The organism is Streptomyces atratus, from assembly GCF_040655115.1.
GTDB lineage: Bacteria > Actinomycetota > Actinomycetes > Streptomycetales > Streptomycetaceae > Streptomyces > Streptomyces atratus_D.
Map to the genome: position 1 here is coordinate 52,597 of NZ_JBFAJH010000040.1, position 21,216 is coordinate 73,812.

The 21,216-nt window shown below is 70.1% G+C and carries 16 protein-coding genes and 2 pseudogenes; 7 read left to right on the forward strand and 11 right to left on the reverse strand.

Annotation, left to right across the window (positions count from 1 at the left end):
- Position 1: 1 nt before the first annotated feature.
- A complete protein-coding gene (locus tag AB0I23_RS30915) occupies positions 2-523 on the reverse strand; it encodes a nucleotide exchange factor GrpE (protein ID WP_359114214.1) in 522 nt (173 codons plus the stop codon).
- Between the two features lie 9 nt (positions 524-532).
- A complete protein-coding gene (dnaK, locus tag AB0I23_RS30920; RefSeq protein WP_359114216.1) occupies positions 533-2,434 on the reverse strand; it encodes a molecular chaperone DnaK in 1,902 nt (633 codons plus the stop codon).
- Between the two features lie 289 nt (positions 2,435-2,723).
- On the opposite strand from dnaK, the gene AB0I23_RS30925 reads away from it, so the two are divergent.
- The 4 genes from AB0I23_RS30925 (at position 2,724) to AB0I23_RS30940 (ending at position 8,965) form a co-directional block, all read left to right on the forward strand.
- Positions 2,724-4,505, forward strand: coding sequence for a PucR family transcriptional regulator (locus tag AB0I23_RS30925; RefSeq protein ID WP_359114218.1), 1,782 nt, complete (start codon positions 2,724-2,726; stop codon positions 4,503-4,505).
- A gap of 1,186 nt (positions 4,506-5,691) precedes the next feature.
- Positions 5,692-6,366, forward strand: a complete 675-nt coding sequence (locus AB0I23_RS30930; protein ID WP_359114252.1) for a formylglycine-generating enzyme family protein — start codon at positions 5,692-5,694, stop codon at positions 6,364-6,366.
- A 367-nt stretch (positions 6,367-6,733) separates the two neighbouring features.
- The gene (locus tag AB0I23_RS30935) at positions 6,734-7,183 is read left to right on the forward strand and encodes a DUF2871 domain-containing protein (protein WP_359114220.1); all 450 of its coding nucleotides are present in this window, start codon (positions 6,734-6,736) and stop codon (positions 7,181-7,183) included.
- Between the two features lie 282 nt (positions 7,184-7,465).
- On the forward strand, positions 7,466-8,965 hold the full coding sequence (locus tag AB0I23_RS30940) for a glutamate synthase subunit beta (RefSeq protein ID WP_359114222.1): 1,500 nt from the start codon (positions 7,466-7,468) through the stop codon (positions 8,963-8,965).
- A gap of 138 nt (positions 8,966-9,103) precedes the next feature.
- On the opposite strand, the gene AB0I23_RS30945 is transcribed toward AB0I23_RS30940, so the two are convergent.
- The 9 genes and pseudogenes from AB0I23_RS30945 to AB0I23_RS30980 all read right to left on the reverse strand — a co-directional run bounded on the left by AB0I23_RS30945 (position 9,104) and on the right by AB0I23_RS30980 (position 18,419).
- Positions 9,104-10,519 (reverse strand): DEAD/DEAH box helicase, encoded by a 1,416-nt coding sequence (locus tag AB0I23_RS30945; RefSeq protein ID WP_359114224.1) that lies wholly within the window; start codon positions 10,517-10,519, stop codon positions 9,104-9,106.
- Between the two features lie 226 nt (positions 10,520-10,745).
- Positions 10,746-10,985 (reverse strand): annotated as a pseudogene (locus AB0I23_RS30950) (DUF2267 domain-containing protein); the annotation flags it as partial.
- Between the two features lie 71 nt (positions 10,986-11,056).
- Positions 11,057-12,277, reverse strand: a complete 1,221-nt coding sequence (locus AB0I23_RS30955) for a cysteine desulfurase-like protein (protein WP_359114226.1) — start codon at positions 12,275-12,277, stop codon at positions 11,057-11,059.
- 177 nt (positions 12,278-12,454) lie between these two features.
- Positions 12,455-12,639 (reverse strand): annotated as a pseudogene (locus AB0I23_RS41790) (APC family permease); the annotation flags it as partial.
- A complete protein-coding gene (gene rbsD, locus AB0I23_RS30960; protein ID WP_359114228.1) occupies positions 12,594-12,983 on the reverse strand; it encodes a D-ribose pyranase in 390 nt (129 codons plus the stop codon). The gene rbsD and the pseudogene AB0I23_RS41790, both read right to left, overlap by 46 nt.
- Positions 12,980-13,885, reverse strand: coding sequence for a ribokinase (locus AB0I23_RS30965; RefSeq protein WP_359114230.1), 906 nt, complete (start codon positions 13,883-13,885; stop codon positions 12,980-12,982). The genes rbsD and AB0I23_RS30965 overlap by 4 nt, the downstream gene beginning before the upstream one ends.
- Before the next feature lie 37 nt (positions 13,886-13,922).
- Positions 13,923-15,872 carry an ABC transporter permease/substrate-binding protein gene (locus AB0I23_RS30970; protein WP_359114232.1) on the reverse strand — a complete coding sequence of 650 codons (1,950 nt, stop codon included), beginning with the start codon at positions 15,870-15,872 and terminating at the stop codon, positions 13,923-13,925.
- Positions 15,862-17,406, reverse strand: a complete 1,545-nt coding sequence (locus AB0I23_RS30975) for a sugar ABC transporter ATP-binding protein (RefSeq protein ID WP_359114234.1) — start codon at positions 17,404-17,406, stop codon at positions 15,862-15,864. Before AB0I23_RS30975 ends, AB0I23_RS30970 begins: the two co-directional genes overlap by 11 nt.
- Positions 17,403-18,419: a LacI family DNA-binding transcriptional regulator gene (locus tag AB0I23_RS30980; RefSeq protein WP_359114236.1), complete on the reverse strand. Its 1,017-nt coding sequence runs from the start codon at positions 18,417-18,419 to the stop codon at positions 17,403-17,405. The genes AB0I23_RS30975 and AB0I23_RS30980 overlap by 4 nt, the downstream gene beginning before the upstream one ends.
- A 440-nt stretch (positions 18,420-18,859) precedes the next feature.
- Between AB0I23_RS30980 and AB0I23_RS30985 the strand changes: the two genes are divergently transcribed.
- The 3 genes from AB0I23_RS30985 (at position 18,860) to AB0I23_RS30995 (ending at position 21,152) form a co-directional block, all read left to right on the forward strand.
- On the forward strand, positions 18,860-19,783 hold the full coding sequence (locus tag AB0I23_RS30985) for a tyrosine-type recombinase/integrase (RefSeq protein WP_359114238.1): 924 nt from the start codon (positions 18,860-18,862) through the stop codon (positions 19,781-19,783).
- 152 nt (positions 19,784-19,935) lie between these two features.
- Positions 19,936-20,265, forward strand: coding sequence for a helix-turn-helix domain-containing protein (locus AB0I23_RS30990; RefSeq protein WP_359114240.1), 330 nt, complete (start codon positions 19,936-19,938; stop codon positions 20,263-20,265).
- Positions 20,262-21,152 carry a hypothetical protein gene (locus tag AB0I23_RS30995; protein WP_359114242.1) on the forward strand — a complete coding sequence of 297 codons (891 nt, stop codon included), beginning with the start codon at positions 20,262-20,264 and terminating at the stop codon, positions 21,150-21,152. Before AB0I23_RS30990 ends, AB0I23_RS30995 begins: the two co-directional genes overlap by 4 nt.
- Positions 21,153-21,216 lie beyond the last annotated feature (64 nt).

Below are 21,216 nucleotides of genomic sequence, written 5' to 3' on the forward strand. Positions count from 1 at the left end.
TTCACTCCTGCTTTCGGCTGACCGCTACCGCCGCCGGTCTCAGTTGGCGGTCGGGGTCGCCGTAGCCGGGGCGCAGCACCTGGACGACGGTGCCCGGGTCGGTGTCCGGGTCGTCGACCACGGACACCACCTCGTGCAGCACGGGATCGAAGGGGACACCGGTCTCCTCGTGACGCGGATAGCCGAGGCTTCTCAGCACGTCCAGAGCCTGATCACGTACCGTCTGAACACCGCGGACGATCGTTTCGGGGTCCGCGTCGGCGTGGGCGAGGGCCAGTTCGAGGTTGTCGACGACCGGGAGCCAGGCGGCCGTGGCCCTGGCTCGTTCCCCCTCCAGCTCCTGGGGACGGTCGCGGGCGTACCGCTTGCGGACGTTGTCCAGGTCGGCGAGGGCTCTCCTCCACCGGTCCTCCAGCTCCTCGGCGTCGAGGGCCGACGGGCTCTGCGGTGCGGGTGCCGGTTCCTGCGGATGCTCCGTCCGGGCGGAGTCCTCGGCGGGAGGTGCCTGATCATGTTCCGACATGACGCCACCTCAGCCCCGGTCGAACTCGGCGTCGATGACATCGTCGTCGCTACCGGAAGGCCCGCCCGCGGGAACCCCGCCGGGCGGTGCGCCCTGGTCCGCGGTCCGCGCCGACGCGGCGGAGTGAGTGGCCAGTGCGGCGTAGATCTGCTGGAGTTCGGAAGTGAGGCCGCGGGTGCTCTCCACCGGCGCCTCCTCCTTGACGGCGGTACGCGCCTCCTCGATGAGCATGTCGGCGCGGGCGCGCTCGTGCTGCGGCGCGACGTCGCCGAGTTCTCCCAGCCGACGCTCCACCTGGTACGCGGCGGCGTCTAGTTCGTTGCGGGCGTCGACGGCCTGGCGCAGAGCCTGGTCGGCGGTGCGGTTGCGCTCGGCCTCCTCGATCATCCGCTCGACCTCGGCCGGATCGAGGTTGGATCCCTCGCTGATCGTGATCGACTGTTCGGCACCGGTGTCCTTGTCCTTGGCGCTGACCTTGAGGATGCCATTGGCGTCGATGTCGAAGGTGACTTCGATCCGGGTCTCCCCGCGGGGGGCCGGCCTGAGGTTCTCCAGCCGGAAACGGCCCAGCACCCGGTTGTCGGCGGCCAGTTCGCGTTCGCCCTGGAGCACGACGATGTCGACGGCCGGCTGGTTGTCCTCAGCCGTGGAGAAGACCTCGGACCGTCGGGCGGGAATAGTGGTGTTCCGTTCGATGATCTTCGTCATGACGCCGCCTGCGGTCTCCACGCCCAGCGAGAGCGGGGTGACGTCCAGCAGGAGAACATCCTTGACCTCGCCCTTGAGCACGCCGGCCTGAACGGCGGCGCCCAGCGCCACCACCTCGTCCGGATTGACGCTCATGTTGGGCTCCTTGCCGCCGGTCCGGCGCCGTACCAGAGCCTGCACGGCCGGGATACGCGTCGACCCGCCGACCAGAATGACCTCGTCGATGTCGTTGTCGCTGATCTTCGCGTCGCCCATCGCCTGCTTGACCGGGGCCAGACAGCGCTCCACCAGATCCGCCGTGATCTGCTCGAAGGTGGAGCGGCGGACGGTCTCGGTGAGGTGTTTGGGTCCGGAGGCATCCGCCGTGACGAACGGCAGACTCACCTGGGTCTGGGTGACCGAACTCAGTTCGGTCTTCGCCTTCTCGGCTGCCTCGAACAGGCGCTGCAGGGCCTGCGGGTCCTTGCGCAGGTCGATGCCCTCGGTCTTCTGGAACGCGTCCGCCAGATGGTCCACCAGACGGCGGTCGAAGTCGTCGCCGCCCAGATGGGAGTCGCCGGCCGTGGAACGTACCTCCACCACGCCGTCGCCGACGTCGAGGATGCTGACATCGAAGGTGCCGCCGCCGAGGTCGAAGACCAGGACCGTCTCATGGCCCTTCTTGTCCAGGCCGTACGCCAGGGCCGCGGCAGTCGGCTCGTTGATGATCCGCAGGACTTCCAGACCGGCGATCTTTCCCGCGTCCTTCGTGGCCTGACGCTGAGCGTCGTTGAAGTAGGCGGGTACGGTGATGACAGCCTCTGTCACCCGCTCGCCGAGCGACTTCCCCGCGTCCTCGGCCAGCTTGCGCAGCACCAGCGCGCTGATCTCCTCCGGGGCGTACTGCTTGCCGTTCACCTCGAAGCGGGCCACCCCGCCCGGTCCCTCGACCACGTCGAAGGAGACCGCCTTGGCCTCCTCGGGAACTTCGTCGAAGCGACGGCCGATGAACCGCTTCGCGGAGGTGATGGTGCCCTTGGGATTGAGGATCGACTGCCGGCGTGCCAGCTGTCCGACCAGCCGCTCGCCGGTGCCGGAGAAGGCGACCACCGAAGGGGTGGTCCTGGCTCCCTCGGCGTTCGGGATCACGGTGGGCTCACCGCCCTCCCAGACCGCGATGACCGAGTTGGTGGTGCCGAGGTCGATGCCTACTGCCTTCGCCATGGGACTCTCCTCCGTCGCGGCACTGCCCGAACGCCGCGGCTGCCGGGATCACGGTCCCGCGCGCAGCCACACATGGGTAAAGGGTGGCGCGGTGGCGCGCGCGTTTCCCTGCCCCGGCAGGACCAATCCGGGCAGGCCCAGCCGTCCCGCGAGGTCAGGGCTTCCGCAGGGCCAGCTGAGGTGGGCCGGTGCCGGACGGCGTAGCGTGAAAGGCGGAGAGCTGCGGTGTCGAGACACGAATGGATCTCCGATGGATGCTGTCCGCTCCGGATCATCGACAGCGTGTGCTGTGCGCCCGTTCCCGCAGCGTTGGGCTGCCCGGCACACGTTCCTCCGGCTCACCACGGCGATGTTCGAGGCCACCGACGAACGTGGCGTGTTGTGGGCGGCCATGGTGGCGATAGCCGCCACCGGGCCGTTCTCGGCAGAAGCGGCCTATGCAGTTCACCACGGCGCCCTGCAGCGGTGTCGCCCGTGTTCCACGGCCGGCTCCGGTCATTCCCGGCCGGGCATCACGGCAGTGAACGCTACGGCGGTCGAGCCCGCCGAGTCGGACGACGACCCCACGGCCACCGACGGCGTCGACCGGTGGATCGGTGCGCTGGAGGGCCGCAGCGGGCGCTGGGACGACCAGGACTGCCACTGCCTGTGGGCCATGGCGCTGCGCCACCGCGGGCCCTGTCTCGGCTACCTCGTCGTGCGGATGCTGGACACCCCCTCGGCGGAGGAGACCGCCGACGCCGAGCTGCTCGCCCGGCAGGCCGCAGCCGCCCTCGCGGGACTGAGCCGGCCGTGGGAGAAGCCCGCCCCCGCCGAGAAGGACCAGTGGTCGACGGCGGAGGATCCGGGACACGGGGTCGATCTCGGCGCCACCGTGTCCGCCCTTTCCCGCCAGAACGCCTTTCACAGAGCCCTCACCCGTGTCGGGGCCTCCGGCAGAGGTGAGAAGGGGATTCTCCAGGCCCTGCACGATCACACGGGGTTCCCCGTACTGACCGAGGATCCCTTCGGCAATCTGCGGGCATGGGCAGGCCCCGGCCGCGCCGGACCGCGCCCCGGATCGGCGAACCGGCCCCGGGACGAGCTGCTGCGGCATGTGCGCCGCCGCCAGGGCGCCTTCCGCGACCGGGACCGGCTGGTCGTCCCCATCGAGGCGGCGGGCGACCTGCTCGGACTGGTCGCTCTGGTGGATCCCGACCGACGTGCGGGGAGACTGGACACCGCGGCCCTGGAGGAGACGGGCCTGGCCCTGGCCCCCGAGCTCTCCCACGAACGCGCACTCGCCGACCTGGAGCCGCGGCTGCGCCACGACCTGGTCGAACGACTGATCTCCGGCGGGGCGACCGACGGCGTGTTCGCCCAAGCGGCTGCCCTTGGTCACGACCTGCACGGGCCGCACCGGATCGCCGTGCTGCAGTGGTACGGAGCAGCCGAGGAGGTGACGCTCGGCGACGCCGTGGCGCGGGCGGCCGCGCGCCTGGGACTGGATGTGCTCATCGGTACCCGCGAGACCACCACGGTCGTCCTGGTGGCGGGTGCCGATCCCGGGGACGCCTTGTACCGAGCCGTCGCGCACGACCTCGGCACGACGACCGGAGCTGTCGGCATCGGCAGCCGCTGCGACCTCTTCACGGATCTGCCGCACTCCTACGACGAGGCCGTCCGTGCTCTCACCGTACGGCGCAGATCCCCGGAACCGCACGGCAGCACCAGCTTCGAGGACATCGGCATCTGCCGCATGATGGGAACCGGGGACGGCGAACGGGAGACCGACCGCTTCGTCAGGGAATGGCTCGGGGCTCTTCTGGAGTACGACGCCCGACACCATACCGATCTGGTCACCACCCTCTCGCACTACCTGGAGAGCGGTGGCAGCTACGACACCACAGCCGACGTTCTCCAGATCCACCGAAGTACCGTGCGCTACCGCCTCCGGCGCATCCGCGAGATCACCGACCATGATCTCAGCGACGTCGAGACCCGGCTCAACCTGCACGTCGCCACACGCATCCGCAACGTTCTCGGCCGACCGGGAACGGCACGAACATCGCCTCGTTCGCCATCCCGTTGACTGCTCTCGGACGCGACGAGCACCGCCACCACCTCCTCCGCCGCCGCCTGTCGGTGGGGTGCCGCACCGTGTCGGCTCTCGAAGCCCGCCCCACGCCAGAGACGTTCCGGAACCGACCGGTGCGCCCCCGGTCCCGCCTACTGCTTCCAGCTCGGCGGCTGGGCAGGGTCAAGAGCCCGCCACTCGGCGAGCACCTTGGGATCCTGTTCGTCGAGCCACTCGGTCGGTTCACGGAAGGACACACACCGCACCTCCTTCTGGGGCGGACCTCCCGCATCACGTCCTCGACGGCGTCCATGCAGATCCCGCCGTTCCAGTCCTCGAAGTGGTTCCCGATGAACATCGGGGCGCGGCTCCCGTGCAACACCCGCTCGAACCAGGCGAGGTACGCGTTCCGGGCCTCCTTGCGCCAGTCCTGATACGTCGCCGGGTTCCCCTCGGTGCTGCCCTCCGACTGGTGGTAGAGGAAGTTGAAGTCCGTGGAGAGAGGGCCGCGGTGACCTCGTCGGCCGCGGCGGCTGTCATCGCGCGGCCGTCCCGCGACCGGGCGAGCCGGACCGGCTCGCCGTTGCGCGTGACCTTGCGTACCGAGTACAGATCGGTGTGCAGGCCGCGCGCCGCGAACGTTTCGTAGGCGCCCGCCAGGCGAATGGCACTCGGCGTGGAGTTGCCCATGGAGAACGCGGGGACGGGTGGCCCGAAGCTGGACGGGAGCAGCCCGGACGCCTCGGCGGTGCGACGGACCCGGTCCAGGCCCACGTCCATGCGGAGCTTGAGGAACGGTGAGTCCACGCCCTGTGCCAGGGCGTCGTGCAGACTGAGGCGGCCGTAGGATCGGCCCGCGGTTTCTCGAACGTCGTGTAGATCTGGTATCCGCCGAGGTCGAAGCGGGCGTCGGAGATGTGCCCCGCGCGCTTGGTGCACGACTCGGCGAGTGCGACGAGACAGCCGTCCTGCACACCCGCGTTGTTCGGCTCGTGAGGCGCCTTCTGCTCGGGGAAGGTGGTGCAGCGCGCCCGCTCGGCCGGGCTCAGTCTGCCGATCTTCCAGTGTGTTCACCATCCAGCCGAAGTCCCTGCCCCGGCACGGCCGGTGCCGGCTGACACGCGGTTCCGGACAATCGACAGCCCAATCCATCGGCAGCTGCGAGGCGATGAGGATCACGCCTCGGTATGATCTCTTTCTTATGGACGTGAACGCAGCAATCGAGTTCATCGCCGTTCCGCCCGGGCGGGTGACGCTGTCGGACCGGCGAACGCAGCGGAGCTGGTCGACCGAGCTCGCGCCATACCGGCTGGCGGCGTTCCCGATCACTCAGGCGCACTACGCACAGGTCATCGGTCAGCGCCCGAGCAGCGCGCAGGGCGACCGGTTGCCTGTCGAGGGCGTGTCCTGGTGGGACGCGGTCCGATTCTGCAACACCCTTTCCCGATATGAGGGGTTGGCGCCCGCCTATCGCCTCCGTGCTGACGCCGAGGACATCGGGTGGGACGCATCTGCTGACGGGTACCGGCTACCGACCGAGGCCGAGTGGGAGCACGCATGCCGTGCCGGCACGGCCGAGGCCCGGTACGGGGAGCTCGACGAGATCGCCTGGCATCGCGGTAACTCGCGCGAGAAAATTCACGACGTGGGCGGCAAGCAGCCCAACGCGTGGGGGTTGTACGACATGTTGGGCAACGTGTGGGAGTGGTGCTGGGACATCTACGACGCCGAGGTCTACGGCAGTTATCGGGTGCTGCGTGGCGGTGGCTGGTTCGACGAGCACTGGAGCTGCCGGGCGTCGGTGCGGCGCCGTAGCCACCCGACCTTCAGGATCGACGACGTGGGATTCCGCGTCGCGCGTTCCGTGCCGCGCTGACGTGCGTCATGTGCGACGGCTCCTTCGTCCGCAGGGCCGAGATGGTGGCGCACCGGGTCCGATCCATGCGGTGGGCTGTCTTCTTCGGCCGGCCGATGACGCGGGCGCGGATTCAGCCACCTGAACCGTGCCGCGTGGACGCGCAGAGAGGGCCGGGAGCGGGAGGACGGATCCGCTGTCGGCTTGCCCGCCGCCGCGGAGGTCGGCGTCGGAGCGGTCGGCCTGTGCGGATACGCCTGTGCGGACGTGGAACTCGTGAGGCGGCCATGGGTGGAACGTTCCCTCGAACCCGGTGAACCTCCACCCCCCGGAGTGCTTCAATAACCTTCGTCAGGACGGCACTTGATCGGCAGGGGGCTGGCGCGAGATGCGGAAGTCATACATAGCGGCACACGTCTACATGATTCTGGGAGTGATCTCCGGACTGTTCTACCGGGAGTTCACCAAGGCCCACGATTTTCAGGGAGACACGCAACTGGCGCTGATGCACACCCACTTGCTCGCCCTGGGCATGCTGGGTTTCCTCATCGTCCTCGCCCTCGACAAGCAGTTCCAGCTGTCCGGGACGAAACTCTTCACCTGGTTCTTCTGGTTCTACAACGCGGGCATCGCGATCACCGTCATCATGATGGGCGTCCACGGCACCGAGACAGTGCTCGGCACACATGTCCCCGAGGCCGTGCCGAGGATCGCCGGCCTGGGCCACACCCTTCTCACGGTGGGGCTCATCCTGCTGTTCGTCCTGCTCGGCAAGCGCCTCGACAAGCCTGTCAGGACAGAGCTCGCGGAGCCGGAGTCTGCGAAGACCTCGACCTGAACCGTCGAGGTCGGGGAGACGTCCTGGAGGCCCTCGCGGGGGCGGGAGGGAAGAAGACCCCGGATGGCGCCTCCGCCACGTGCGGCAGTTCCCTGGCAGCACCGCCTGGACCGCCCAAGGAGAACCGGGCGCCCGGAGAGTTCGTGGTCCACGATCTGATCGCGCGAGCCGTGCAGGACAACCCGGACAGGTCTCGGAGTCCACAGGCCGATGAAAGCGGTACAAAGCAGGCGTAGGCTGGCCGAAACGCCGGTACACCGCAAGGGGCGATGGAGGCGGCGCATGACCGACCCTTTCGGCTTCCTCAAAGTTCCCCGCCGGCCCGCCCCGGCACGCCCCGTCGATGAACGACTGAGTGACTGGAGCGAGGTCTACGCGGGCCAGCCACTCCTTCCGCTCGTGTCCGAGCAGGCGGGACGCTGCATGGACTGTGGCATACCGTTCTGCCATCACGGCTGCCCGCTGGGGAACCTCATCCCCGAGTGGAACGCCTACGCGGCGCGGGCCGACTGGCGGGCCGCCGCCGAGCGGCTGCACGCGACGAACAACTTCCCGGAGTTCACCGGGCGGCTCTGTCCGGCGCCGTGCGAGGACGCCTGCGTGCTCACCATCAATGCCGATCCAGTGACGATCAAGAACGTCGAACAGGCGATCGCCGACCAGATCTGGGCGCGCGGGTACGCGTCACCGCAACCCCCCGAGCGGCTCAGCGGGAAGACCGTCGCCATCATCGGCTCCGGGCCCGCCGGACTGGCGGCAGCGCAACAACTCACCCGCATCGGTCACACCGTCGCCGTCTACGAGCGGGCCGACCGCATCGGCGGACTGCTGCGCTACGGGATCCCCGCGTTCAAGATGGAGAAGCACCATCTGAACCGCCGCCTCGAGCAGATGCGGGCCGAGGGAACCAAGTTCCGCACGGGGGTGGACGTCGGCAGCGATCTCGACGCCATCGAACTCAGAAGACGTCACGACGCGGTGGTCATCGCCGTAGGAGCCGGGGGGCAACGTGAGCTGGCCGTCCCCGGTCGCGAGCTGAACGGCATTCATCAGGCCATGGACTACCTGACCCTCGCCAACCGGGTCAGGGAGGGCGACTACGTCTCGCCGCCCGTCACCGCCGAGGGCAAGCACGTGGTGATCATCGGTGGCGGGGACACGGGCTCGGACTGTCTCGGCACCGCCCTGCGCCAGGGCGCGAGTTCCGTGGTGCAGCTGGATATCAATCCGGAGCCCGGCGAGAGCCGACGGGAGACCGAGCCCTGGCCCACGTACCCGAAGATCTATCGGATCTCCCATGCCCATGAAGAGGCCCGGGGGCGGAAAGGCACGGACCCGAGAGTCTTCGCCTCCGCCACCCTCCGCTTCGAGGGGGACGTGGCCGGCCACGTACGCGGACTACGTCTCGCTACGGTGGAACCCGTGGTCAGAAGGCCGCGGCCGGACACCGAGCATCTGATCCCCGCGGATCTGGTGCTGCTCGCCCTCGGCTTCTACGGTCCCGAACGGGGCACCGGCCTTGCGAAGCAGCTCGGGCTCACCCTGGACGACCGGGGGAACTTCGCCCGGGATACCGCCTTCGCAGCCGAGACGGTCGAGCAGACGGTCCGCACCAGGACGGACGGGGTCTTCATCGCCGGTGACGCGGGACGTGGCCAGTCCCTCGTGGTGTGGGCCATCGCGGAGGGACGGTCCGTCGCGGCCGCGACGGACCGGTACCTGAGTGGATCCACCGTGCTGCCGTCCCCCATCGCGCCAGGGGACCGGCCTCTGGCCGCATGAGCGCCTCCGGCGCAACCGTTCCGGTCGGCACGGAACATGCCGCGCGGCCGCCGGAACGCCTCGATGTTCCGCCCGGCTCGGCACACACGTCCAGCCGGGCGCTGTCCCGCGGCCCGTCCCCTCGCTGTCCCGGCCGGGCTACGAGCCGCGGCGCACCCGTGCGGCTTTGCGGGCCTCGGCCATCTTGCGGGCCTCGCCCCCGCGGCGGGACCCGCCACCGGCGCGCCCGGACTCACCGCGGGCCGTGCCCATGCCACGGAACGGGGCGTTGCCGCCGGCGGGACGCGCCGCGGCAGGACCGCCGTCGAGAGGAAGGCCGGACGGGACACGGGCACCGGTGATCCGGCTCAGTTCCGCCTCGCCCGAGCGCACCTTGGTGATCTTCGGCGTGATGCCGGCGTCGGCCATCAGCCGACTCATGTCGCGGCGCTGGTTCGAGAGGACCAGGGTGACGACGCTGCCGGATTCACCGGCACGGGCGGTGCGCCCGGCACGGTGCAGATAGTCCTTGTGGTCGCTGGGTGGGTCGACGTTGACCACCAGGTCCAGGTCGTCCACATGCAGGCCCCGGGCCGCGACGTTGGTGGCCACCAGTGCGGTGACCTGACCGTTCTTGAACTGTGCGAGGGTGCGCGTGCGCTGGGGCTGGGACTTGCCGCTGTGCAGGGCGGCGGCGCGGACACCGCTGGCACGAAGGTGCTTGGTCAACTGGTCGACCGCGTGCTTGGTGTCCAGGAACAGGAGCACCCGTCCGTCGCGGGCCGCGATCTCGGTCGTGACGGCGTACCGGTCGGCGCCGTGAACGGTCAGCACGTGGTGTTCCATCGTCGTGACCGCCCCGGCCGACGGGTCGACCGAGTGAACCACCGGGTCGTGGAGGTAGCGGCGGACGAGGAGGTCGACGTCGCGGTCCAAGGTGGCCGAGAACAGCATCCGCTGGCCGTCGGGGTGCACCTGGTCGAGCAGTTCGGTGACCTGGGGCAGGAAGCCCATGTCACACATCTGGTCGGCCTCGTCCAGGACGGTGATGCACACCCGGTCCAGGCGGCAGCCCTTGCGCTCGATGAGGTCGTGCAGGCGTCCGGGCGTCGCGACAACGACCTCGGCGCCGGCCCGCAGTTCGCCGGCCTGCCTGCCGATCGACAGGCCGCCGACCACCGTGGCCATCCGCAGCTTCAGCTCCCGGGCGTACGGTGTGAGCGCCTCGCCGACCTGCTGGGCCAGCTCGCGGGTGGGTACGAGGATGAGCCCGAGCGGCCGTTTCGGCTCCGCACGCCGGCCCGCCATCCGTGTGAGCAGCGCCAGACCGAAGGCGAGGGTCTTGCCCGATCCGGTGCGGCCCCGGCCCAGGACGTCCCGGCCGGCGAGAGAATTGGGCAGCGTGGCCGCCTGGATCGGGAACGGGTGGTTCACGCCGAGGCCGGTGAGCGTCTTCAGCAGGGCGGGCGGCAGGTCCAGGTCGGCGAACGACGCGGCCGCCGGCAGAGCCGGGGTGATCGTCTCCGGCAGGGCGTCCTCGTCCTGCGGGGTGTTCGTGCCAGCTGGGTGCTTCAAGACGAGCCTTCCTCGATGTGCGGCACGTATCGAGGAATTCCCGGCGGGCGGAGATGCCGGCAAACCGCAAGAACGGGCAAATGGACATGATGGGATCCGACCAACGGTAGCAGCCCATGTCCACCAGGAGCGCACCCCCCGGAGCAGCCCCCGGCGGACCGGCGCCGCGTGGGATCGACGGCGGATCCGGGCGTTGCACCGGCCAGGCGCATTCACCCGCCCCGGCCGCCTGCTCGACGCGCACGAATCGCCCCGGAGGCAGCGGTTCGGTGGGCTGCAGCGGGTCGAGCAGGATCAGAGCAAGGGTGTCCGGCAGCCGGACGGCGAGCTCGGCCCGTTCCGCGCCCACCAGATGCGCGCCCGGCAGAGCCAGGACGACGCGGGCCGCGCGTTCCGCCTCCTGCCGGGTGCCGTACTCGCCGCGTACCTGGACCCGGTCCAAGAACGCCTCCCATCGCGGAGTCATCGCAGCTGTCCCTTTCGGGAAGGGCGGAGGACGGGAGACGCACACCGGCACCTCGCGAGTGGCCGCCCGCGTCAGCCGGTGGCGGGCGAGGTGCCGAAGAAGCCGGCCAGGGCGTGCAGCAGCCGGTCGACATCCTCGGCGCTGTTGTAGGGGGCCAGACCGATCCGCAGTCCGCCCCCGTCGCCCAGTCCGAGCCTGCGGGATGCCTCGAGCGCGTAGAACGAGCCGGCCGGAGCGTCGACGCCTCGCTCCGCCAGGTACCGCGAGGCGGCGGTGGCGCTTCGGTCCGCCAGGGTGAGCAGCAGGGTCGGCGTCCGGCGAGCGGCCCGGGAGTGCACGGTGACGCTGCCGAGGGCGGCCAGCCCTTGCTCGATACGGGCCCGCAGGGCGTCCTCGTGGGTCTCGATCGCCTCGAAGGCGGCGAGGAGCCGTTCCCTGCGGGTGCCGTCGGTGCCGGGGGCCAGTCCGGCGAGGAAGTCCACCGCCGCGCGGGCACCGGCGAGCAATTCGTAGGGCAGCGTACCCAGTTCGAAGCGCTCGGGAACCGCGTCGGTGGAGGGAAGGAGTTTGTCCGGGCGCAGCGTCTCCAGCAGCTCGGGGCGGCTCGCCAGCACGCCGAGGTGCGGGCCGAGGAATTTGTACGGCGAGCAGACCAGGAAGTCCGCGCCGAGGCCGGGCAGGTCGACGGCGGCGTGGGAGGCGTAGTGCACCGCGTCCACATGCAACAGCGCTCCGGCCCGGTGTACGAGGTCGGCGACAGCCGGGATGTCGGGGCGGGTGCCGATCAGATTGGACGCTGCGGTGACGGCGACCAAGCGGGTGCGCGCGGAGAGCACCTGTGCGATGTTGTCGGTCGTCAACTCACCGGTGGCCGGGTCGAAGTCTGCCCAGCGGACGGCGGCGCCCACAGTCTTGGCCGCCTGGATCCAGGGGCGGATATTGGAGTCGTGGTCGAGCCGGCTGACGACCACCTCGTCGCCGGGGACCCAGTTCTTGGCGAGGGTACGCGACAGGTCGTAGGCGAGCTGGGTGGAGCTGCGGCCGAAGACGATGCCCCGCGGATCGGCGCCCAGCAGGTCCGCCAGCGCGCGGCGGGCGCCGGTCACGACAGCCTCCGCGTTGCGCTCGCCCTCGGTCGTGACGCCCCGGTTGGCCAGCGGGTTGGCCAGCGCGTCCGCGATGGCGTCGATCACTGGTTGCGGTGTCTGGGTGCCGCCAGGGGCATCGAAGCGGGCGGAGCCCGACTTCAGGGCGGGGAACTGGGCGCGGACGGCGTCGACATCGAAGGACATGCGGACTCCTCTGGGCGAGATGACGAGGTGGGCGCCACAGTACGGGGAGCGGAAGCACGGCTGTCAGTGCGGGGAGCCCTGTCCGGCGCGGGACTGCTGCACGCGGGCGTGGTGGGTTCGCCCCTGACCCCCGTCGGCCCGGCCGCGTCGTGCCGTCCGTCGCGCGCGGGCCGGCCGGCCGATCACCGCACCGACCGGCCGCCCGCTCGTGTACAGAGGCCGACGTACGGTGCCGCCGCCCTCCGGACGGTTGGCCCGAGCTCCACCATGACCAGGGCCGGCAGGGCACACAACGCACCTGCCGCATTCCAGGACCTCAGAAGAAGACTCCGCAGCGCAGCAGGACGTTCGCGTACGGCCGCGCCTCCCCGGTCCGTACGGCAAGCCGCGCCCCCGCCGAGAGTGCCTTGAGCGCGTCGTGTGGAACCAGGCGCAGATCCGGCAGGCGTCCTTCCAGCAGCCGGGCGGCCGCCGGATTCGCCTCCCGCACCTCGCGCGCGGCCGTGGCGCCTTCGATCACCAGCTCGTCCAACAGCCCTTCGAGCACGTCGGCGAACGAAGGTATCCCGGCGCGGAATGCCAAATCGACGACGCGCGGACCGGCCGGGACGGGCATACCCGCGTCGCAGACGAGGACCCCGTCGCCATGGCCCAGCTCGGCCAGCGCCCCGGCCAGATGACGGTTGAGGATTCCGGCCTTCTTCACAGCGCGGAGACCTCCTCGGCGGTCGGGAAGGACGCCTGCGCGCCCTCCCTGGTGACGGCTGCGGCGCCCACCCGCACGGCGAAGGCCGCGGCCGTCGCGAGGCTCTCCCCCAGACTGAGTCGCCAGGCGAGGGCGGCGGTGAAGGCGTCACCGGCCCCGGTGGTGTCCACGGCCTCCACCCGGAGGCTCGGGATCCGTACAACGGTGTCCGCACGGCCGTCGGCGACCAGAGCGCCGTCCGCGCCCAGCGTGATCACCACCGACTGCGGGCCGAGGGCGAGGAGTCCCCGCGCCCAGTCCTCGGGGCCGGGCCCCGCAGAAGCGCCGAGCACGAACCGGGCTTCGTGCTCGTTGACGACCAGCGGGTCGCAGGCGGCGAGTACATCGTCGGGCAGCGGCGCGGGCGGCGACGGGTTCAGAACGAACCGGGCACCGGGCGGCCGGGTACGTACCACCTCGGCGACGGTCTCCAGGGGGATCTCCAGCTGCGCCGAGACGACCCGGGCGCCGGCGAGCAGGTCGGCGGCGGCGCGGATGTCGTCGGGGGTCAGCCGGGCGTTGGCCCCGGGCGAGACCACGATGCTGTTGTCACCCGAGGGATCCACTGTGATCAGCGCAACCCCGGTGGGCGCCCCGCCGACGCGGACACCACCGGTGTCCACGCCGGCCTCGCGCTGCGATTCCAGCAGCAGGCGCCCATGGGCGTCGTCGCCCACTCGGGCCAGCAGAGCGGTCCTGGCGCCCAGGCGGGCCGCGGCGACGGCCTGGTTGCCTCCCTTGCCGCCCGGATGAACGGCAAGGTCGGAGCCGAGCACGGTCTCGCCCGGCGCGGGGCGCCGCTCGACGCCGATCACCAGGTCGGCGTTGGCCGACCCTACGACCAGCAAGTCGTAGTCGTGCATCGCTGTCCTTCTTTCACTGGGATCCATAGGTGGGTGGTCAGGAGAAGTCGGCGACGTTCTTCTCCGTCACGACCTTCACGGGCACCTTGACCATGCTGTCGACCTTCTTGCCGCGCGCGGCCTCGACCGCGTTCTGCACGGCGATCTTCCCGAGCTCCTTCGGCTGCTGGGCCACCGAGGCGTACAGCGTGCCCGAACCGACCGCCTTCAGACCGTCGGGGGTGCCGTCGAATCCGACGACGTCGACGGACGTGCCGGCCTTGCTGCCGAGCGCCTTGACCGCGCCGAGCGCCATCTCGTCGTTCTCGGCGAAGACTCCGGTGACTCCCGGGTGGGACTGCAGCAGGTTGGTCATGACGTCCAGGCCCTTGGTGCGGTCGAAGTCCGCGGGCTGGGAGGCGACGACCTTGATCCCCGGGTACGCCTTGATTCCCTCGGCGAAGCCCTGGCCGCGCTCACGGCTGGCGGAGGTGCCCGCGGTGCCCTGCAGGACGACGATGTCGCCCTTGCCGCCGAGCTTCTCGGCCAGCGCCTTCGCGGCGAGCCTGCCGCCCGCGACGTTGTCGGAGGCGACGAGCGTCGCGGTGTCCGCCTTGTTGACGCCGCGGTCGGCGGCGATCACCGGGATGTCGGCCTTGTTGGCGGCCCGCACCGCGGGTCCCACCGCATCCGAGTCCACCGGATTGACAATGATCGACTTCACGCCCTCGCCGGTGAAGTTCTGGAGCTGGTTGGCCTGCTGCGACGCGTCGTTCTGCGCGTCCGTCACCGTGAGGTCGATGCCCGCGTGCTTGGCCTCCGCCTGCGCGCCCGCCTTCATCTGGACGAAGAAGGGGTTGTTGAGCGTCGAGAGCGACATGCCGACCTTGGTGGTCGTACCGGAGGAACCGGGGTTGAAGAAGGACACGGCCGCGACCACGGCCGCCACGCACACCGCGGCGATCACGAGTTTCGCCGCTCCCTTGCCGCCCGAACCGGATGCACCGGAGGCTGCCGACGTCGGGGACCCGCCGCCGGCACGCCGGCGCACCGTGTCCAGCAGGACCGCGAGCGCGATGACGACACCGATGACGACCTGCTGCCAGAAGGCCGAGACGGACAGCAGGTTGAGCCCGTTGCGGAGCACGGCGAGTATCAGCGCGCCGATCAGCGTTCCGGACGCCTTGCCGACGCCACCGGCGAGGCTGGCGCCGCCGATGACGACCGCGGCGATCGCGTCCAGCTCGTACCCCTGTGCGGCCTGCGGCTGCGCGGAGACCAGGCGGGAGGCGAGGACGATGCCCGCGACGGCGGCGAAAAGGCCGGACAGCGCGTAGATGACGAGCTTCTGCCGCTTGACGCGGAGCCCCGAGAGCCTGGCCGCTTCCTCGTTGCCGCCGATCGCGTACATCGAGCGGCCGATGTATGTGCGCCCGAGGACGAGTGCCGTGACCAGTCCCATCGCGACCATCACGAGGACCGGGACGGGCAGCCACCCGCCGAGCGTGTCGCCGAGCACCGAGACGGAGTCGGGGAAGGCGATCGGGCTGCCCTGAGAGATGACGAGGGACAGGCCACGGCCGATCGAGAGCATCGCCAACGTGGCGATGAACGGCGGAAGTTTCCCGTACGAGACGAGGGCGCCGTTGACGAGGCCGCAGGCGATGCCGGTGGCCACGGCGAGGATCACCGCGATCCACACGGGTACGCCCTCGGATGTCGCCATCCAGGCGAGTACGGTCGCCGAGAGCGCGGCCACCGAGCCGACGGACAGGTCGATGCCCGCCGAGACGATGACGAAGGTGACACCGAACGCGAGGATCGCCGTCACGGAGGCCTGCACACCCACGTTGAGCAGGTTCTGAGTGGTCAGGAAGTCGCCTGAGAGCAGCGACATCGCCACCACCAGGACCACCAGGGCGCTCAGTGCTCCGTTGTCGAGCAGGATGCGGCGGAGCGCCGAGGCGCCACGCGCGCCCGTATTGCTCTTGAGCGTGTCAGTGGCCACGGGAGCCCTCCACTTCATCGTTCACATCTGGGGTGGTTGTCACGGACGGGGCGCTGACGGCGAGCGCCATCACCGCGTCCTGGGTCGCTTCGTGCGCGGGCAGCTCGCCGGCGATCCGGCCCTGCGCCATGACGAGCACCCGGTCGCTCATGCCGAGGACCTCGGGCAGGTCGCTGGAGATCATCAGGACCGCGTGGCCGGAGGCCGTCAGTTCGTTGACGAGCTGGTAGATCTCGACCTTCGCGCCGACGTCGATACCGCGGGTCGGCTCGTCGAGGATCAGCACTCTGGTGTCGGCGAGCAGCCACTTGCCGATGACGACCTTCTGCTGGTTGCCGCCGGAGAGAGTGCGGACATGCTGGCCGAGTCCTGCCATCCGTACGCCCAGCTGCTCGGCGATCCGGGCGGCGGCCGTGCGTTGCCCCTTGAGGTCCACGAGACCACCACGGCTGGCCGAACGCAGCGTGACCAGGCCGAGGTTCTCCTGCACCGAGGCGTCGAGCACCAGTCCCTGGCCCTTGCGGTCCTCGGGCACGAGTCCGATCCCGGCGCCCATGGCGGCGTTCACGTCGCCCTTGCCCAGGCGCTCGCCCCGCACCTCGACGCTCCCGGCGTCGTAGGGGTCGGCGCCGAAGACGGCTCGGACGACCTCGGTGCGGCCGGCGCCGACGAGTCCGGCAAGCCCGACGACCTCTCCGGCATGCACATCGAAGCTGACGTCGTGGAAGACACCGCCACGGGTCAACCCTCGCACGGAGAGCAGAACATCGCCGGTCTCCGGGCGTTCACGCGGGTACTGCTGATCGATGCTGCGCCCGACCATGAGCCGTACGAGCTCGTCCTCCGGTGTCGAGGCGGGCACCTGGTCGATGCTGCGGCCGTCGCGCAGAACGGTGACCCGGTCGCCGAGCGCCGCGATCTCCTCCAAGTGGTGGGTGATGAAGACGATGCCCACGCCGTCCTCGCGCAGCTGCCGGACGATGCGGAAGAGCTTGTCCACCTCCTCGCTGGTCAGTACGGCGGTCGGCTCGTCCATGATCAGGACGCGGGCGTCCAGGCTGAGCGCCTTGGCGATCTCCACCATCTGCAGACGGGCGATGCCCAGTTCGCGCACCTTGGCCTTCGGCGAGACACGCACACCGACCCGGCGCAGAAGTTCCTCGGCGTCCGCCTCCATCTTCTTGCGGTCGATCATCCCGAAGCGCCGCGGCTGGCGGCCGAGGAAGATGTTCTCGGCCACGGTCAGCTCGGGCACCAGGTTGAACTCCTGGTAGATGGTGGCGATCCCGAGCCGCTCGGCGTCCTGGGCGCCGTGGACACGTACCTCGTGGCCGTCGACCAGGATCCGTCCGCTGTCCGGGCGGTAGGCCCCGGAGAGCATCTTGATCAGCGTGCTCTTGCCTGCGCCGTTCTCGCCGAGCAGGACATGCACCTCACCGCGGCGCAGGTCGAAGTCGACGGAGTCGAGCGCGACCACGCCGGGGAAGGTCTTGCGTATTCCCTCGATGCGCAGCAACTCGTCCTGGCTGCTCACAGGTTGCTCCTCCGGTACGAAGCGGGCTCGCCGCAGGACCTGCGTACGACGAGACGGGCGGGAAGGGTGACGGACTGCGGAGGCCGGCCCTCTATGACGTCGACCAGCGCCCGTACGGCGGCTCGGCCGAGGTCTCCGGTCGGCTGGGCGATCGCCGTGATCGGCGGATCGGTGTGGACGAACCACGGGATGTCGTCGAACGCGGCGAGCGCGATGTCCTGCGGAACCCGCAGACCGTGTGCGCGGATCGCGTCCAGCGCGCCGAGCGCCATCAGGTTGTCGGCGGCGAAGACCACGTCGGGCGGCTCCGGCAGGGCGAGGAACCGCTCGGTGGCGCGTCGTCCGCTGTCCGCCTGGAAGTCGCCCTGCCCGATGTAGGCGTCGGGCAGCGTGAGGCCGTGCTCGCCCAGGGCGTCCCGGAAGGCCTCGACTCGCTCGCTGCCGGTCGTGGTGGCGGCCGGGCCGGCGATGATGGCGAGCCTGCGGTGGCCGAGGCGATACAGGTGGGCGACGAGGTCTCGTACGGCGGGACAGCCGTCGGCACGTACGACGGGCACGTCCACACCGGGAATCCAGCGGTCCACGAAGACCATGGGGGTACCGCCGCGCGCGGCGTCGAGTATCTGCGGGGAGCCGCCGTCGGTGGGAGAGACGAGGAGTCCGTCGATCCTGCGGTCGAGGAGCGTGCGGATGTGGTGGTCCTGCAGTTCGGGCCGCTCGTCGGCGTTCCCGATGATGACGCTGTACCCGAGCGCGCGCGCCGCCTCCTCGACGGAGCGGGCCAGCGCCGTGAAGTACGGATTGAGCACGTCGCTGATGATCAGGCCGAGCGTGCGCGTCTGGTCGGTGCGCAGCGACCGGGCGACGGCGTTGGGCCGGTAGCCGAGCGCTTCGACAGCGGCGAGGACGCGGGCCCGCGCGTCGGGGCTGACGGACGGATGACTGTTGAGAACACGCGAGACCGTGGCAACGGACACGCCTGCCTCGGCCGCGACATCTTTGATGCTCGCCACTGCCGGACCACCTCCTTGTGGTTTCCGTGAGCCTCGAATCCAGGGGCGTCGCGGTCGGCGTCGCACCGTTGGAAACGATTACACGCACGATTGGAAACGATTACACGGCTCAAGGGCAACCCCCTCTCCCCTCAGCGAGACCCAACCGTAATGAAAATCGCTCATATGAGCGCGACACAGAAGGCGCCCCGGCGCGGCCTGCTTCGCGCCCTCAGCTCCGCATCGACGCCGCGTACGGGGCCCCTGCGACCGAGCGGCACACGTGGGTGTGTGCGACATCCCGTGAGTTCCTTGAGCCCGGCTGAGTCGCTGGCCCCGTAGCCAGCGCGTTCTTCTTCCTTCGTGTGCTCTGCTGGTCCGTGACGTAACTTCGGGATTCCTGAAGCGTTCTCATCTCGTCCGACCGTTCCGCAGTCGGGCCGAAGGCGAGGAGGCTCGGGTTGGCGGCGCTGGCAGTCGTACGGGATCTGCGTGAGCACTGGGCGCCCGCGTCGGCGGAGGAGCTGGAGCGGTTCGGGACCGACGTGCTGTCCGGGTTCCTCCTGGCGCGAGCCTCGGCAGGGCTGGCGGACGGCACCATCCGCGGGGACGTCGGTCACCTGGATCAGATCAGGACCTGGTTCGGCCGGCCACTGTGGGACATGGAGCCCGCCGACGCGGACGTGTACTTCGGGAAGGTTCTGCGGCACTCGCCCAGCGGCACCCGGCTGGGCCGGTCACAGGCGCTGAGCACGTACTTCATGTTCCTGGAGCTGCGGCACAAGGTCGAACTCCACCGGATGACCGGCCGCGTGGTCGAGTGCCCGATCGACGAGATGAACCGGCCGCGCGGGGCCAAGGACGCCCAGTTGCGGATCCCGCCGAGTGAGCCGGAGATCGGGACGCTGTTCACCGGCTGGGGCGGCGAGCTGGCCACCTGCCGAAAATTCGCCCCGACCGCGCGGAACTACACCGCCTCAAAGCTGATGTCCCAGGTCGGCCTACGAGTGAGCGAGGCATGCTGGCTCGACCTGGACGACATCAAGTGGGACCTGGGCCGCTTCGGCAAGCTCCACGTCCGCCACGGCAAAGGCACCTGCGGCTCAGGCCCGCGCGAGCGGATGGTGCCGCTGATCAACGGTGCCGACCGGACCCTGCGGTGGTTCGTCGAGGACGTGTGGGGCCAGTTCGACGACGACCACACCCGGCCTGGCGCCCCGCTGTTCCCGAGCGAGCGGAAGAACACCGACGGTTCCGCCCGCAGGGTCGGCGACGACGCCCTGCGAGGCGGGCTCGACAACGCCGTCGAGGCTCATCTGCCGGGCTGGACGGGCAAGTTGACGCCGCATGTCCTGCGGCATTTCTGCGCGTCCCAACTCTATTGAAACGGGCTGGACTTGCTCGCAATCCAAGAGGTTCTCGGACATTCCTGGATCGCTACGACCATGCGGTATATCCACGTGCAGCAGACCCGGGTCGAGGACGCCTGGGCCGCCGGGATCGAACGGGCCGCGAAGCGGCTGGAAGGACTGGCCCGATGAGGTGGAACCTGCGGCTGACCGCCGCGAACAAAGGTATCTGGAAGGCGTCCGAGCTCCAGCGGAGCCTGGCCGAGCACGGCCTGGTGATCTCGGCCGGGAAGATGTCCGGACTGTGGTCCGGCCAGCCGGTCTCCCTCAAACTGGACGACCTGGACGTCATCTGCGTCGTGCTCGGCTGCGAGATCGGCGACCTGCTGATCCCGGAACCGCAGAAGGTCACCCGCCCCGGCAAGGAGAACATCACCCAGACCGCTGTCGGCGCCGCCGCACCGGTTCCGACGGTGGTACCCAAGCGTCGCGACGGCCCGTCGCTGCCGCCTGCATGAGCCGGTATCCGCAGGGCTACCGCAAGCCCACCGACTCCTGCGACGACTGCCTGGCCTGGGGCGACTTCAGCAGACGACTCTGCCCTGCCTGCTTCATGTTCGGCCGCAGCCACGCGACGGCCGTCTGCGCCGGCTGCCGCCGTGTCCAGCCACTGAAGTGGGACTTCTGCCGTCTTTGCTGGTGCCAGGCCCGGCTGGGCGCCCAGGCCGCTGCCGACCGGCCGGCCGCCGAGGCCGACGTGAGGGCCCGCCTCGACGCGGTCCGGCACCATCAGCTGTTCTTCATGGGCATGCACCACCGCAACGGATCGGCACCCGCCGCTCGGCGGCGCGGCGGACGGCGGGGCGCCCCTCGCAAGCCGCCGCCCGCGCCGGCCTGGCGGCCGAATGCCGACTGGAGACAGCTGCCTCTCTTCGGACAGGTTCCGCGTGACTACAGCCGTCTCGACCCAGCCGACGCCGACCTGGCCAGCCCGTGGCTGGCCTGGGCGAAGTACCTCGCCCACCGGCTCGCCGAGGCCCGTGGCTGGGGACGCGGCATCCGCTTCGCCGTCAACCGCGGCCTGGCCCTCGTCCTCACCGGCTACGTTGAGGGCGACGTCATCCGGCGCACAGAGATCTTCTCCCCGCTGCGGGCCCTGGACCTACGGGTCGGCCACGTCGTCACTGTCCTGGAGGAGATGGGGATCTTCGAGGACGACAGCGAACCCTCCTTCGAGGGCTGGCTCGCCGAGGGGCTGGAGGGTCTCGCACCCGGCATCCGCCCGGAGACCGAGCGCTGGACCCGCGTCCTGCGCGACGGTGGCCCCCGCAGCCTCCCGCGACGGGAAGGCCCTCCCTGTCAGACTCTCGTGAAACATGAGGACAATCGAGTCTTCTGTTGTTAGCAGGGCGAGAACAGGATCTTTCGAACGTGACGCTGAGCAGTGCCGACCTTGAGGCCGGTGTGGC